The organism is Mesorhizobium sp. WSM4808 (assembly GCF_055811675.1).
Genome location: NZ_JBVVQX010000024.1, coordinates 17,092 through 30,534 on the forward strand (window position 1 = coordinate 17,092; position 13,443 = coordinate 30,534).

Annotated in this window: 15 protein-coding genes; 4 read left to right on the forward strand and 11 right to left on the reverse strand. The window is 65.1% G+C overall.

What is annotated here, in order from left to right; all coding sequences use genetic code 11:
* Positions 1 to 52: 52 nt before the first annotated feature.
* Both AC0L2U_RS30235 and AC0L2U_RS30240 read right to left on the reverse strand, forming a co-directional pair.
* Complete coding sequence (locus AC0L2U_RS30235) at positions 53 to 928, reverse strand: alpha/beta fold hydrolase (protein WP_473603105.1); 876 nt, start codon at positions 926 to 928, stop codon at positions 53 to 55.
* An 85-nt stretch (positions 929 to 1,013) separates the two neighbouring features.
* A complete protein-coding gene (locus AC0L2U_RS30240) occupies positions 1,014 to 1,907 on the reverse strand; it encodes a DMT family transporter (protein WP_473603107.1) in 894 nt (297 codons plus the stop codon).
* Positions 1,908 to 1,998: 91 nt separating this feature from the next.
* On the opposite strand from AC0L2U_RS30240, the gene AC0L2U_RS30245 reads away from it, so the two are divergent.
* Positions 1,999 to 2,925, forward strand: a complete 927-nt coding sequence (locus AC0L2U_RS30245) for a LysR family transcriptional regulator (RefSeq protein WP_473603108.1) — start codon at positions 1,999 to 2,001, stop codon at positions 2,923 to 2,925.
* 42 nt (positions 2,926 to 2,967) lie between these two features.
* On the opposite strand, the gene AC0L2U_RS30250 is transcribed toward AC0L2U_RS30245, so the two are convergent.
* A complete protein-coding gene (locus tag AC0L2U_RS30250) occupies positions 2,968 to 3,555 on the reverse strand; it encodes a hypothetical protein (protein WP_128308912.1) in 588 nt (195 codons plus the stop codon).
* Positions 3,556 to 3,680: 125 nt separating this feature from the next.
* On the opposite strand from AC0L2U_RS30250, the gene AC0L2U_RS30255 reads away from it, so the two are divergent.
* Positions 3,681 to 3,914, forward strand: coding sequence for a DUF2093 domain-containing protein (locus AC0L2U_RS30255; RefSeq protein ID WP_031213688.1), 234 nt, complete (start codon positions 3,681 to 3,683; stop codon positions 3,912 to 3,914).
* Here AC0L2U_RS30255 and lpxK read toward each other — a convergent pair.
* The 6 genes from lpxK to AC0L2U_RS30285 all read right to left on the reverse strand — a co-directional run bounded on the left by lpxK (position 3,911) and on the right by AC0L2U_RS30285 (position 9,530).
* Positions 3,911 to 4,936 (reverse strand): tetraacyldisaccharide 4'-kinase, encoded by a 1,026-nt coding sequence (lpxK, locus tag AC0L2U_RS30260; RefSeq protein WP_292659487.1) that lies wholly within the window; start codon positions 4,934 to 4,936, stop codon positions 3,911 to 3,913. The two genes, AC0L2U_RS30255 and lpxK, sit on opposite strands and share 4 nt — an antisense overlap.
* 1 nt (position 4,937) lies before the next feature.
* A complete protein-coding gene (gene waaA, locus AC0L2U_RS30265) occupies positions 4,938 to 6,254 on the reverse strand; it encodes a lipid IV(A) 3-deoxy-D-manno-octulosonic acid transferase (RefSeq protein ID WP_027038607.1) in 1,317 nt (438 codons plus the stop codon).
* The gene (locus AC0L2U_RS30270; protein WP_127266858.1) at positions 6,251 to 7,042 is read right to left on the reverse strand and encodes a lysophospholipid acyltransferase family protein; all 792 of its coding nucleotides are present in this window, start codon (positions 7,040 to 7,042) and stop codon (positions 6,251 to 6,253) included. The genes waaA and AC0L2U_RS30270 overlap by 4 nt, the downstream gene beginning before the upstream one ends.
* Before the next feature lie 5 nt (positions 7,043 to 7,047).
* Positions 7,048 to 7,293 (reverse strand): DUF4170 domain-containing protein, encoded by a 246-nt coding sequence (locus AC0L2U_RS30275; protein ID WP_473603110.1) that lies wholly within the window; start codon positions 7,291 to 7,293, stop codon positions 7,048 to 7,050.
* Positions 7,294 to 7,396: 103 nt separating this feature from the next.
* Positions 7,397 to 8,200 (reverse strand): 3'(2'),5'-bisphosphate nucleotidase CysQ, encoded by an 804-nt coding sequence (locus tag AC0L2U_RS30280; protein ID WP_128363178.1) that lies wholly within the window; start codon positions 8,198 to 8,200, stop codon positions 7,397 to 7,399.
* The gene (locus tag AC0L2U_RS30285) at positions 8,187 to 9,530 is read right to left on the reverse strand and encodes a TldD/PmbA family protein (protein WP_128363177.1); all 1,344 of its coding nucleotides are present in this window, start codon (positions 9,528 to 9,530) and stop codon (positions 8,187 to 8,189) included. Before AC0L2U_RS30285 ends, AC0L2U_RS30280 begins: the two co-directional genes overlap by 14 nt.
* A gap of 166 nt (positions 9,531 to 9,696) precedes the next feature.
* Between AC0L2U_RS30285 and AC0L2U_RS30290 the strand changes: the two genes are divergently transcribed.
* On the forward strand, positions 9,697 to 10,113 hold the full coding sequence (locus tag AC0L2U_RS30290; RefSeq protein WP_127266861.1) for a VOC family protein: 417 nt from the start codon (positions 9,697 to 9,699) through the stop codon (positions 10,111 to 10,113).
* Positions 10,114 to 10,136: 23 nt separating this feature from the next.
* Here the strand turns inward: AC0L2U_RS30290 and AC0L2U_RS30295 are convergent, their stop codons facing one another.
* Positions 10,137 to 11,387, reverse strand: a complete 1,251-nt coding sequence (locus AC0L2U_RS30295; protein WP_473603111.1) for an NAD(P)/FAD-dependent oxidoreductase — start codon at positions 11,385 to 11,387, stop codon at positions 10,137 to 10,139.
* A 113-nt stretch (positions 11,388 to 11,500) separates the two neighbouring features.
* Positions 11,501 to 12,541 carry an EF-P lysine aminoacylase EpmA gene (gene epmA, locus AC0L2U_RS30300; RefSeq protein ID WP_473603112.1) on the reverse strand — a complete coding sequence of 347 codons (1,041 nt, stop codon included), beginning with the start codon at positions 12,539 to 12,541 and terminating at the stop codon, positions 11,501 to 11,503.
* 117 nt (positions 12,542 to 12,658) lie between these two features.
* Here epmA and efp point away from each other — a divergent pair, with 117 nt between their 5' ends.
* Complete coding sequence (gene efp / locus AC0L2U_RS30305) at positions 12,659 to 13,228, forward strand: elongation factor P (protein WP_027038615.1); 570 nt, start codon at positions 12,659 to 12,661, stop codon at positions 13,226 to 13,228.
* Positions 13,229 to 13,443: the final 215 nt, after the last annotated feature.

Sequence of the window (13,443 nt, forward strand, 5' to 3'; positions counted from 1 at the left end):
TCTCCTTCAGTCAGGCGGACAGCAAACTGGGCATAGCGGACGCCGGGTGAGATCAGCCGTGAACACGAGCCAGGAAATCGCGGACCAGCGGCAGCGCGTCGTCGAAATGTGTCTCGAGCAGCCAGTGACCCGCCCCCTCGATCAGATGCAGTTCCGCATCGGGCAGATCGCGATGATAGGCCCGTGCCGACGCCGCGGGCATATAGCCATCCTCTGGCCCCCAAACGATCAGCGTCGGCGGATGGTGTTCACGCAAATAAGCCTGGTAGCGCGGAAACCAGGTGAGATTGGCTTCCAGCTTCTCCATCAGACCGACGGCGATCTGCCGACGAACCGGCGTGTTCATCAATGGCCAGTGAAGGCTCCAGAGATCGGGCGGCACGCGCGTGGCGACGTCGTCAGACACTTCCCCGATGAACTCGGCCCGGAACCCGTCCTCACTTATCGCGGCCTCGAGCGGACGGTGCTTGTCGGGCGTCTTGTCGGTCCACCAAGCCTTGATCGTGGCGTATTTCGGACCAAGCACGTCCTCGTAGATGTCGCCGTTCTGGATGATCAGGGCACTGATCCGCTCGGGGTGCGAGATCGAATGCCGGAGTCCTATCTGCGAGCCGTAATCATGCAGCCACAAGGCGTAGCGTTCGAGACCGAATTCATCGGCAAGTTTGGAAAGCACGTCGCAATAGGCGTCGAAATCATAGCCAAAGGCGGCCGGATCGGGCGTGCCACTGTATCCGAAGCCCGGCCAGTCGAATGCAATCGTTCGCCAGCGGTCGGCGAGCGCCGGCATCAGTCGGCGGAATTGGAACGAAGAGCAGGGATAGCCGTGCGGCAACAGCAAGACAGGTGCTTCTGGCGGCCCTGCCTCGCGATAGAAAATGGATAGATCACCCAGTTGCATGCGTCGGTGCGTCGTTGCACCCGGCATTCGGACCTCCGTCGAATAAACACGGGCTAAACGCGTTTGACCGAGGCATCGTTCCCGAATGAGGGAAGCGGACGGCCGGCAATATTCATCTCTTCAAATTCACCACGATGACACCGCCCAGCGCCAGCGCGCCGCCGATTATGCCGAGCAGCGTCGGGACTTCGCCCAGCCAGAAGAAGCCGATCAGCGCGGACATCGGCGAGACCAGATAGAGGAAGTTGGAGGCACGTGCGGCGGGCAGACGCGACAGTGCGGTCGCCCAGGCGGCATAGGCGATCAGGCTGGGCACGATGCCAAGAAAGATGACGGCGCCGAGGCCTGCTGCGTCGGCAACCGCCGCCTGCGAAAAGGCCGACGGCAGGAAGGGCGCCAGGCATAGTGCGCCGAGCACCATGTTCGAAGCGGAGATGGTCAACGGATGATGGCGGGCAAACAGCGGCTTCTGGACGATGGTGTTGACGGCCGAGCACAAGGCCGAACCAAGCACCAGAAGAGCACCGGTGTTAAAAGACAGTCCATTCCCGTCGGCCATGGCGATGACGCCAATGCCGGCGAAGGAAATCACCGTGCCGGCCCAGGCCATGCCCGAAAAGCGCTCGCCCAGCAGGACCATCGCCATGATGGCGGTGAAGATCGGGCTGACATTGATGATGAAGCCGGCGGCACCGGCAGAGACGGTCAGTTCGCCGAAATTGAGCATGACGGTGTAGAGCGCGACGAAGATGGCGCCGCCAAAGACCAGGCGCCACACTTCGTCGAGCCTTGGCAGCGCCGGGCGCGTGACGGCCAGGAAGATCGCCGCCGGCACCGCGGCGATGGCAAAGCGCAACGCGCCGAGTTCCAGCGGTCCGAAGGCAGCGAGACCGGCGCGGATCGCCGGAAAGGCGGAGGCCCAACCAACCACCGTCAGCGCGACAGCAATGGCTGCCGTGGTGTCCATCCGCTGTGTCGAATTCAACGTGCCCGTCATTGCGTTCATCTCACTGCCCTCGCATTCTTCGGTCCTGAAAGGCAGAAAACGCCATTTCAGGCCAGTTGACAAACGACCAAATCGAGGATCACCTGTGACTATGGATCACAGCTCGGACACAATGGTACCGCTTGAAACACTGCGCGCCTTCGATGCGGCGGCGCGAACAGGCAGCTTTTCGGCGGCCGCCGAAAAGCTCAACATCACCCATGGCGCCGTCAGCCGGCAGATCGCCAAGCTCGAGGACTGGCTGGGATTGAAAGTCTTCGACCGTGGGGCGCGCGGCGTCTCGCTGACGATCGAGGGCAACCGGCTGCATCTGCGCACGGCGGAAGCCTTCGCGCTGATATCGACCCATTCCGACCGCTGGGTCGAGCCGCGTGGCACGGCGGTGGTGCGGCTGACCTCGATCCCCTCGGTCAGCGGGCTGTGGCTGATGCCGCGCATGGCGGCTCTGGAGAACAATCCCTCGAAGCTGCGCATCGTGCTCGATGTCGATATCCGCCAGGCCGACCTTGCCGATGAGGGCATCGATCTCTCCATCCGCTGTGGACGCGGCGGCATTCCGGGCCGCGTCTCGGTGCAGCTTTTCGAGGAACATGTCTTCCCCGTCGCGTCACCCGAGCTTGCCTGCGAGATCGGCCGCGGCGACCCTGCCCGGCTGCTCAAATATCCGCTGATCAACGATTCCGACGCGTCGGCCTGGCGCGCCTGGTTTGCCGCGCAAGGCATGGATTATCGCCCGCGCCCGCAGGACCGTCGCTTCGAGGACTACAATCTGGTGCTCGACGCCGCCGCCTATGGGCTTGGCATCGCGCTGGCACGCCCACCCCTGACCGGACATCAATTGCAATCGGGCCGCATCACGCCCGTCGATGAGCGCACCGCGCTCAATCCGGTGTCCTACTGGCTCGACCGGCCGATCGGGCGGCCGCGTGCCGCAGCCGCCGACCTCGCCCGCCGCATCGCGGCGGAGGCCGGGCTGGCGCCGGAAAAGATCGAGGCGTTCATCGAAGCCGAGCGGTAGGCCTTCCGCCGGGCATATATCGAGAACCAGCCGATTCGAAGCTCAGCGAAGCAACAACAGAACGAACCCAAGGATCACGGTTCCCAGCAAACCGGCCACTATCGAAACAAAGCCGACCTTCACCAGCAAGTGCTCAGGGTTCGGCGCCGCACCATGGGATTGATTGGCCGGCCTGTGCCTGCCCGCCAATGCACCCAGAGCGGCAGCGTTGCGCGGGACTGGAGCCTGCGGCGGGATAAGCGACAGCAATGACAGCCCCGCAACCCTGGCAGGAGCATTATCATTGGCCGTTGTCGAAGGCGGCAAGAAGGCTCGCGGCGTTTCGGCTTCGGGTTTTGCCTTTCTCGCCGCGATCGTTGCCAACGCCGCCTCTTCGCCCGTCTCAAGTTGGGCAAGATAGGCATCGACGATGCCAGCCGATGCGATCTGCTGCGATTTGACGGCCATTGGCGCGGCCGGCAAAGTCAACAGCGCTGGCGCTGTCTGTTGTGCGAGCAGAGACGGCGCCGGCGGTTGGACCAGCGCCTTGACCAGTGCCGTCATGACTGGATCAGCCTGCCCCGAGGGCACGGCCTGCGGCGTCATCACTTCCCTGAGCAAGGCGGGAAGACGAGTGGAGGAAATGTCCATTGCGGCCCACCAACACCATTTTTCCGCCTCACAATAAGCGTTCAGCATTGTCTCAGGCTTGTCGCATGCTTGACCTCGCCGGGAATTTATGGCGATGAAATCCTCATGAACCCTGGCGTCCCCGCATGATGAACCGTTTCGAAGGCCCCGGCGGCAAGGAAGCTCGCATCCGCTATCTGGATGGCGACTTCCAGGTTACCAGTCCCGGCGCGTTCGTGCGTTGCGCGGTGACAGGCGAAAGCATTCCGCTCGACGAGTTGAAATACTGGAGCGTCGCCAGGCAGGAGCCCTACATCAGCGCCACCGCCTCGCTGCGCCGCGAAATCGAGATGCATCCGGAGCTGCGTAAACGCGGTTAACCCTTCAGCTTGCGCTGGCGCCAGGCATCGAGCGTCTCGTCGATGATGCGCTCGGGAACGTGATCGAGTTCGAAGACAGTGTCGATCTCCAGCACCTCGAGCCGGTCGAGAAAGTCCTGTGAGGCGCCGTGGCGCAGTCGGGCGGCGTCCTTGGCGGTGGTGATGAGCACCAGCCCTTCGGCGCGTGCGGTCGCCACCAACTCGGCAAGTTCGTCCTCGGCATAGAAATGATGGTCCGGAAACGGCCGCGTCAATGCCAGCTCGCCGCCGGCTTCGCGCACCGTGTCGAAGAATTTCTCGGGATGGCCGATACCGGCGAAGGCGAGGAACCGCTTGCCGGCAAGCCCTGCCTTGCCGCTTGGCTCTGTATGGGCCTCGAAGATCGGCCGGCCGGCGCGTGCCGCCTGGCGGACCACTGCGTCGGCAGCGGTGCCCTCGCCCATTTTCAACAGCCCGCTGGTGAAGACCAGCTGGTCGACGATTTTGGCCCTGAGCGGCCCTCCCGGAATGACGCGGCCATTGCCAACTCCGTAGCGCGCATCGACGACGACCAGCGCATAATCGATGTGGATGCGGGCGCTCTGGAAGCCATCATCCATGATCAGGAAATCGCAGCCATGCCGTTCCAGCAGCAGCCGGGCGCCGGCGGCGCGGTTCGGCGTCACCGCCACCGGCGCGTGTTCGGCGAGCAGCAGCGGTTCGTCACCGACATGCCTGGCACTGTCATGGTCGATATCGACCACGTGAGGCTCGGCGAACGAGCCGCCATGGCCGCGCGACAGGAAGCCTGGTTTCAGATGCATTCGCTTCGCCTGCTCGGCGAGCGCGATGGCCACCGGTGTCTTGCCGGTGCCGCCAACCGTGAAATTGCCGATGCACAGAACGGGTGCTTCGATCTTCTCGCGCTTGGCACGCCGCATGCCGCGGCCGGCGGCGGCCGCATAGATGGCCGATAGCGGCGACAGTGCCAGGACCCGCCAGTCCGGCTCTTCCCACCAGAATGGTGGTGCTTCGGAGGCCACGCTAGCGACCGTTCGCGCCCTTCAGGCGCGACTTGACGACCAGCGGCTGGATATAGGGCTCAAGCGATTTCAGCGTGCGCGCCAGCGCGCCACGCATCTCGTCGACGGTCGCCACACCCGCCGCCATCATCTCGTGGCGCGCCACTTCGTTGGTCAGGAGGAAATTGACGGCGCCGGCCAGCATGTCGCGATCGCGCACCAGCTTGGCGCCGCCGCTGTCGAGCAGACGCTGGTAGGCCTCGCGAAAATTCTGCACATTGCGCCCGGCGAGAACCGCGGTGTCGAGCATGGCCGGTTCCAGCGGGTTCTGGCCACCCTCGGAGGTCAGCGAGCGGCCGACGAAGGCGATTTCGGTCAGCCGGAGATAGAGCCCCATCTCGCCGATCGTGTCGCCGAGCAATATATCCGTGTCGGCGGCTATCCTGTCGCCCTTGCTGCGTCGCGCGACCTTCAGGCCCATGCCGGAAATTTGCGCCGCAAGCGCCTCGCCGCGATCGGGATGACGCGGAACGACGATCGTCAGGAGACCATGGTGGCGCTTGTGCAGCGTCGCGTGGACTTCAGCCGCGACCACTTCCTCGCCGTCGTGGGTCGAGATCGCCGCCCAGGTCGGGCGCGTGCCGATCTGCCGCCGCAGCGTCGCCAGCGCCCGTTCGTCGACGGGCGGCGGCGAGGTATCGACCTTGAGATTGCCCGACACGGTGACCGGCCGGGCGCCGAGCGCCAGAAACCGCTCGCCATCGACATCCGACTGCGCCACGACGTGAGCCAGGTTCTCGAACAACGCCTCGGCGATGTTGGCCCGTTTCTTCCACGACTTGAACGAGCGGTCGGAGAGCCTGCCATTGACCAGCACCTGCGGCACGCGGCGCGCGCCAAGCTCGAGGATGGTCATCGGCCAGATTTCGGATTCGGCGATGATCGCCAGATCCGGCTGCCAGTGATCGAGGAACCGGCTGACCGCCGGCTTGAGATCGAGCGGTACGTATTGGTGGATGATCCGGTCACCGAGACGCTCATCGGCGACCTGCGCCGAGGTGACCGTGCCGGTCGTCAGCACGATGTTGACGCCGTAGTCGAGAATGCTTTCGACCAGCGGCACGACGGCGATGGTCTCGCCGACGCTCGCCGCGTGGATCCAGATCACCGGCCCGTCGGGGCGCGCGCGGCCGGCGACGCCATAGCGCTCGCGGCGGCGGTAGCGGTCTTCCTTGCCGCGTGAGGTGCGCCAGGCCACATAGGGCCCGACCAGCGGATAGGCGGCCGCACCCGCGAAACGGTATGCCGACAGCATGGCTCGCGCCCAGCGGCCGCTCATCGCGGGGCATCCACGAGACGGTAGGCCTCGGCGGTCGCGGCATTGAGCGCGGTCGTCACTTCCTGGCGCTTGCGCTCCATTTCGGCCTCATCGGCGCCGGCCGCCACGAAGATCGGCTGACCGATGACGATCGACGAACGGCCGAACGGCAGGTTGATGGTGGTCTTGTCCCAGCTCTTCTCCAGTACCTTGCGGCGGCTGGTGGTGATGGCGACAGGCACAAGCGGCCGGCCCGAGAGGCGCGCCAGGAGAACGATGCCAAGCCCTGCGTCTCGCGGCGTGCCGTGCGGAATATCTGCGATCATGGCGACGTTCTTGCCGACGGCGAGCGACTTTTTCAGGGCGATAAGCGCTTTTGCCCCACCCTTGTCGAGGTGCCTGGCATTCTCCCGCCCGCCCGAGCCGCGCACCGCCTCGATGCCGAATTTTTCCAGCATCAAAGCGTTGAGCTCTGCATCGGCGCTGCGCGAAACCATGGCGACCAGCGGCTTGCGCTTGGGGTAATAGGCCGGCGTCAGCAGATGCTGGCCGTGCCACAAGGCGATGATGCCAGGCTCGAACTCGGTATAGGCACCGCCCGAAAACCGTGCCGATCCCTCGACGACGCGATTGGTAAGGCGCACGAAGCGCACGAACTGGGCGAACAGGCTGGCGATGGCGTTCTTGACGAATCGCGACTGCGCCAGCGGTTGGCGAATCTTGCGCCAGAAGGCCTTGGTCGTGCGGCTGCGTCCCCTGCCCGTGGGCGCGGCATCGCTTGCTGGCCCTTTCGCCAGGTCATGCTCCATCGAAGTCAACCGGCAGCCTTGTTGTCGGGGTCCAGCAGCCGGTGCAGATGAACGACGAAGTAACGCATGTGGGCGTTGTCCACGCTGGCTTGCGCCTTGGCTTTCCACGCCGTGTGCGCGGATTGATAGTCGGGATAGATGCCGACGATATCGAGGCCCTCGAGATCGCGGAATTCGGTGCCGCCAAGCTTCTTGAGTTCGCCACCGAACACCAGATACAAAAGCTGTTTCTTTCCGTCTTCCGCGGCCATGTCGGTCCTTCACATATCGTGAGTTTGTGACAGGTCTAGACCAAAGCCGCCGACTTTGGAACCTTTAGGGCCAGATGAATTCATCTCGCCCGGGAAAACGCTTTCACGCGTCCAGACCGGCGATGACGCCGGCGAGCACGGCCAGCAATTCACCGCTGCCGGCAGCGAGGGCCCCGTGACGAGTCACCTCGCCGGCATAAAGTGGAGCACGGCCATGCTGGTCGAGCAGCTGGCCGCCGGCCTCGCGCAGGATGAGGTCGGCCGCCGCGATATCCCAGTCATGCGCGTTCGGCTTGACGAAAGTGGCATCCAGCACGCCATTTGCGATCATCGCCAGCCGATAGGCGAGCGAAGGGCTGTAGGGCGCCCGCTTCAGCCGCGCCTGCCATTCGGCCGGCATCAGGTCGGTCAACTGCTTCAGCCCGGAAATCTCGGCCGTATCCGCCAGCTTGCGAACCGCAATGCGCTTGCCGTTGCGGAAGGCGCCCTGGCCGGGCAGCGCCCAATAGGTCTCCTCCATCGCCGGGCATTCCAGCACGCCGGCCAGCGTGCGGCCATGCTCGACGACGGCAACGCTGACACACCAGGTGCGCTGGCCTTCCAGAAAACCGCGCGTTCCGTCGATCGGGTCGACGACGAAGGTGCGGCGTGCCGAAAGCCGGACCGGATCGTCGACGGTCTCTTCCGACAGCCAGCCATAATCCGGTCGCGCCGCCAGCAGCGTTTCGCGCAGGTAGGCGTCGGCGGCATGGTCGGCCTCGCTGACCGGCGATGTGCCGCCCTTCATCCAGACTTGCGGGCTGTTGCCGAAGTAGCGCATGGCGATGAGCCCCGCCTCGCGGGCGGCATCGCGCAGCAGCGGCAGGTCTTCGGTGGCCCCGGCAGTGGTCAGGTCATGCTCCGGCAAGGGTCATGCCTTCGATCAGGAGCGTTGGGGCGGCGGTGCCGAAATTGCGGTCGAGATCATCAGCCGGCACCATGTTGAGGAACATCGTCTTCAGGTTCGAGGCGATGGTGACCTCGGCGACCGGATAAGCCAATTCACCGTTCTCGATCCAGAAACCCGAGGCGCCACGGCTGTATTCGCCGGTGATCATGTCGACGCCCTGGCCGAACACCTCGGTGACGTAGAAGCCGCTCTTGAGCGATTTGATCAGCTCTTCCGGCGACCGCTCGCCCGGTTCGATGGCGAGATTGGTGGAGGATGGCGTCACGGAGGAGCCGCCGCGCGCGCCGCGGCCGTTGGTGACGAGGCCCAATTCCCTTGCAGCCGAGGTCGACAGGAACCAGTGGTTGAGCACGCCCTTCTCGACCATCAACAGCTTTTCGCCTTCGACGCCTTCGCCATCGAACGGACGCGAGGCCTGGCCACGCCGCCGGAGCGGCTCGTCGGTGACGGTGATGGCGGATGCGGCCACCTGCTTGCCCATCATGTCGCGCAGGAACGAGGTCTTGCGCGCCACCGAGGCGCCGTTGATGGCGCCGGCAAGATGGCCGGCAATGCCGCGCGCGACGCGTGGGTCGAACACCACGTCGACCGGCCCGGTCGCCGCCTTGCGCGCGCCGATGCGGCGCACCGCGCGTTCACCGGCCTTGCGGCCGATGTCCTCGGGCGCGTCGAGATCGGCAAAGTGCTGGCGCGATGAGAATTCATAGTCGCGCTCCATGCCGGTGCCCTCGCCGGCGATGACGCTGGCCGAGCGCGAGAACCGCGAGCCGACATAGTGGCCGAGGAAGCCGTGCGAGGTGGCCAGCACCAGGCCGCCGAGGCCGGCACCGGCGCTGGCGCCGGCCGAATTGGTCACGCCCTTGACGCCAAGCGCTGCCGCCTCCGCCGCCAATGCGGCTTCCTTCAACTGGTCGGCGGACACCTCGGTGGCGTCGAACAGATCGAGATCGCGTGTCTGTTTGGCCAGCAATGCCGGGTCGGCCAACCCCTGATAGGGATCCTCAGGCGAGACTCTCGCCATGGAAACAGCGCGTTCGGCCAGCGTTTTCGGGTCGGACGCCGCTGTCGCCGAGACACTCGCCACGCGGCCGCCGACGAAAACACGCAGCGCCACATCCTCGCTCTCGGAGGCTTCCGTAGCCTCGACCTTGCCGAGACGCACCGACACGCCGGTCGAGCGGCCGCGCACGGCCACCGCGTCGGCGGCATCGGCGCCGGCCTTTTTGGCAGCCTCGACCAGAGCCGCGACGCGGTCGGTCAATTTTGCTGCGTCTGATATATCGGTCATGCCTGAAATCCTGCTGGTGCGGCCGGTGTGCGGCCGTTGCCCACCCATCTATTGTTCCGGTCCGGCTTGTGCAATGGCATAGGCTTCAATCAAAATGCAGGGTGGGCGGTTCAAATCGCGAACCCTGTCACGCAAAATCGGTTCGCAGCCTGCACGGAGCATTTCGATGACGCCTTTCCATCTCGCCTTCCCGGTCCGTGATCTCGATGAAACCCGCGTTTTCTATGGCGAGGTGCTGGGCTGTGCGATCGGCCGTTCATCCGCGACCTGGGTCGATTTCGACCTCTACGGCCACCAGATGTCGGCGCATCTGCGTCCGCAGGCCGCACAGGCCCCCAGTGACGGCAGGGTCGACGGCATTGTCGTGCCGATTCCGCATTTCGGCGCGGTGCTGCTGATGGACGACTGGCAGCGCCTGGCGACGCGGCTGGAGGCGCGCGACGACATCGACTGGCTGGAACGGCCGATGGTGCGTTTCAAGGGCGAACCCGGCGAACAGGCAACGCTGTTCATCCGCGACCCCTCGGGCAATGCCCTGGAATTCAAGGGTTTTCGCTCGCTGGAGCAGGTTTTCGCGCACTAACTCAGATCGAGGGCATCGGTCGATCAACGGCCGAAACGGCCCGCCGCGAAAGGTGCGAGCCGAGCCGGATCGCCGCGTCCGCCGATCAAGTCGGCGACCAGCCGCGCGGTGATCGGAGCCAGCGTCAGGCCGAGATGGCCGTGCCCGAAAGCATGAATTACGCGGGAGCTGCCGCGCGAAGCGCCGATGACCGGCCTGGAATCCGGCAGGGACGGCCGGAAGCCGAGCCATTGCGAGGCAGGCGAGCCGAGCCTGGGAAAAATTTGCCTGGCGCCACGGTCAAGCAGCGCCAGCCGGCGCGGATTTGGCGGCGCGACCAGGCCGCCGAGTTCGACGGTGCCGGCGACCCGCAAGCGGCCAGCCATCGGCGTCAGGTAGAAACCAAGATCGACGGGACAGACAGGTCGGTTGAGCAGCGGCGCGTCGGTCTGGAATTCCAGATGATAGCCGCGCTCGGTCTCGAGCGGAATCCTGTCGCCGGCCTGCGCGGCCAGTGCGCGCGACCGTGCACCGGCGGCGATCACCACCGTGCCAGCCTTGATGCGAACGCCGGGTCCGCTGAGCTGGACACCGTCAGCCTCGACCTGCAGCCCGGTGATCCCAGCCTGCTTCACCGATGCACCACGGGCACTCACCGCGCCCAGCAACCGCCGCATCACCATTGCCGGATCGGTGACATTGATCGAGTCGGGAAAATACACGCCATGCGCTGCTGTCGCCGGCAGGCCCGGCTCAAGCGCCGCCACCTCTTCGGGAGTCAGCACCTCTTGGTGGATGCCAAACCCAGCGCGCATTGCCCGGCCGCCGGCGCCAGCGGCAAAATCGCTCTCGCGGCGATAGAGGTAAAGACAGCCATTGCGGCGCAGCTGGTCCTCCAGCCCGGCCTCCCCGACCATGTCTTCCCAGGCCGGGAGGGCGTCGGCCAGCAGTCCGGCGAGCGCCAGCGCATTGGCCCGGGTGGCCGCCGGCAGCGATTGCCGCATGAACCGAACGAGCCATGGCGCCAGCTGCAGCAGCGCCGGCCAGCGCAGCGAAAACGGGCTGTCGGGATCAAGCAGCAGCTTTGGCAACGCCCGCAGCACCGCAGGAGTGCCGACCGGCATGCAGGCATATTCGGCGATCGTTCCGGCATTGCCTGATGACGCGCCGGAGCCCGGCTCGTTCGGATCGATGAGCAGGATTTCGCGGCCGTCCGCGACAAGGCGAAGTGCCGTCGCCAGCCCGACAACTCCGGCGCCGACAATGGCGATTTCGACCGTTTCAGAAGCAGCCACTGTAGATCTTCCCGATTGACCGTGAAATCCAGTACCGGTCATGTGGTCTCTTGGTTCGGGGTCACGGTCCAGTCTTGATCCCTGGAATCGAATAGGCCAGATCTTTCCGCGCCTCAGGCAACAGGCGTCCAGATCACGTCCTCGATTTTTTGCGCGCCTGTCGCCAGCATGACGAGCCGGTCGAAGCCGAGCGCGATGCCGCTGGCCGGCGGCATGATGGCAAGCGCGGCGAGGAAATCCTCGTCGAGCGGATAGCGCTCGCCATAGATGCGCTGTTTCTCATCCATCTCGATGATGAAGCGCCGGCGCTGCTCCTTGGCGTCGGTCAGTTCGCCAAAGCCGTTGGCGAGCTCGACGCCGCAGCAATAGAGCTCGAAACGCTCCGCCACGCGCGGGTCGCGTGGGCTCGGCCGTGCCAGTGCCGCCTCGGCCACCGGATATTCGCACAGGATGGTCGTTCGTCCCTGCCCGAGGAATGGCTCGATTTTTTCCACCATCACCCGGCTGAACAGGTCGGCCCAGCTGTCGTCGGGCGCGGTACGCATGCCGGCCCGGATCAAGGCGGCGTATAGCGCGTCGCGATCGGTGCTGCCGTCGGCGGCGACCGTGGCCAGCAGATCGATGCCGGCATGGCGAGAGAAGGCATCTGCCACCGTCAGCCGTTCCGGCTCGGCGAACGGATCGCAGTCGCGGCCCCGGAAAGAGAAAAGAGTAGCCCCTGCCCTTGTCGCGGCCAGCGCCAGAAAGGCCGCGCAATCCAGCATCAGGCTCTCATAGGCCTGGCCCACCCTGTACCATTCGAGCATGGTGAATTCGGGATGATGCAAGGGGCCGCGCTCGCGGTTGCGATAGACCGGGCCGAAGCTGAATATCCTGACCTCACCGGCGGCGAGCAGCTTCTTGCAGGCGAATTCCGGCGAGGTGTGGAGATAGAGCGGCGCCCTTGCACCGTCCGGCCCGACCGCTTCGGTGGCGAAAGCCGCCAGATGCGCCTCGTTGCCGGGTGAGACCTGCAGGGCTGCCGTTTCCACCTCGACGAAATCATGGGCAGCGAACCAGTCGCGCAGGCTGGCGGCGATGCCGTTGCGCAGCATCAGCCGCGGGCGGCGGTCGGCGTGAACGTCAGGCGTCCACCAGGGCGAAGCTTCGGTCATGCGGCTCGGATCATGGTGGAATGGGGCTGGCGGCGGCGGCCAAGATGCGGTAGGCCCCCATCCAGCGCCGCACAAGCCGGCAAACGCCAGTCAACTCTTCTTGCAGGATTTAAAACCGTGGTGAAAGTCATCGCCAGTTCGCTCCGCAAAGGCAATGTCGTCGACAAGGACGGCAAGCTTTATGTGATCCTCTTTGCCGAAAACATCCACCCAGGCAAGGGCACGCCTGTAACGCAGCTCGACATGCGCCGCATCGGCGACGGGGTGAAGGTTTCGGAGCGCTACCGCACCACCGAACAGGTGGAGCGCGCCTATGTGGAAGAGCGCGAACACACCTTCCTCTATCGCGACGGCGAAGGCTTTCATTTCATGAACCCGGAAAGCTACGACCAGGTCGCGGTGTCGGAAGCCGTGGTCGGCGACATGGCGCCTTACCTGCTGGAAGGCATGGCCGTGCAGGTGTCGCAGTTCAACGGCATCGCCATCTCCCTGGTGCTGCCGCAGCGCGCCACCTTCGAAGTGGTGGAAACCGAGCCGACCACCAAGGGCCAGACGGCGTCATCCTCCTACAAGCCGGCCGTGCTGTCCAACGGCGTACGCACCCTGGTGCCGCCGCACATCGCGCCGGGCACCCGCGTGGTGGTGATGACGGCAGATGGGGCTTATGTGGAGCGGGCGAAGGACTGAGGGGGGCTTTTAGCTTCGGAGGCGAGCGGGCGAAGGCGGTTATTCCTCAGCGACCGCTTCGCGGCGTGAGCGACCTCTTAGGGACAAGGCATCGAATGACCGCCGTTGGGCCGTTTCCTGACAGTCTGGTTTCGGGCCTGCACAAACGAAAGCTACCGTTCGGCAGCCGATTCCACTGCGGACGTTCGCGGTCACCGATAACTGCTCGAAAGCTG

Excerpts from the sequence above, each read along its gene's own strand:
- AC0L2U_RS30275 (WP_473603110.1), bottom strand. The coding sequence starts at position 7,293 with ATGGCCGCGGAAGACGGAAAGAAACAGCTTTTGTATCTGGTGTTCGGT.
- epmA (WP_473603112.1), bottom strand. The coding sequence starts at position 12,541 with ATGACCGAAGCTTCGCCCTGGTGGACGCCTGACGTTCACGCCGACCGC.
- AC0L2U_RS30250 (WP_128308912.1), bottom strand. The coding sequence starts at position 3,555 with ATGGACATTTCCTCCACTCGTCTTCCCGCCTTGCTCAGGGAAGTGATG.
- AC0L2U_RS30235 (WP_473603105.1), bottom strand. The coding sequence starts at position 928 with ATGCCGGGTGCAACGACGCACCGACGCATGCAACTGGGTGATCTATCC.
- AC0L2U_RS30270 (WP_127266858.1), bottom strand. The coding sequence starts at position 7,042 with ATGGAGCATGACCTGGCGAAAGGGCCAGCAAGCGATGCCGCGCCCACG.
- AC0L2U_RS30255 (WP_031213688.1), top strand. The coding sequence starts at position 3,681 with ATGATGAACCGTTTCGAAGGCCCCGGCGGCAAGGAAGCTCGCATCCGC.
- AC0L2U_RS30285 (WP_128363177.1), bottom strand. The coding sequence starts at position 9,530 with ATGACCGATATATCAGACGCAGCAAAATTGACCGACCGCGTCGCGGCT.
- AC0L2U_RS30290 (WP_127266861.1), top strand. The coding sequence starts at position 9,697 with ATGACGCCTTTCCATCTCGCCTTCCCGGTCCGTGATCTCGATGAAACC.
- AC0L2U_RS30240 (WP_473603107.1), bottom strand. The coding sequence starts at position 1,907 with ATGAACGCAATGACGGGCACGTTGAATTCGACACAGCGGATGGACACC.
- waaA (WP_027038607.1), bottom strand. The coding sequence starts at position 6,254 with ATGAGCGGCCGCTGGGCGCGAGCCATGCTGTCGGCATACCGTTTCGCG.
- AC0L2U_RS30245 (WP_473603108.1), top strand. The coding sequence starts at position 1,999 with ATGGATCACAGCTCGGACACAATGGTACCGCTTGAAACACTGCGCGCC.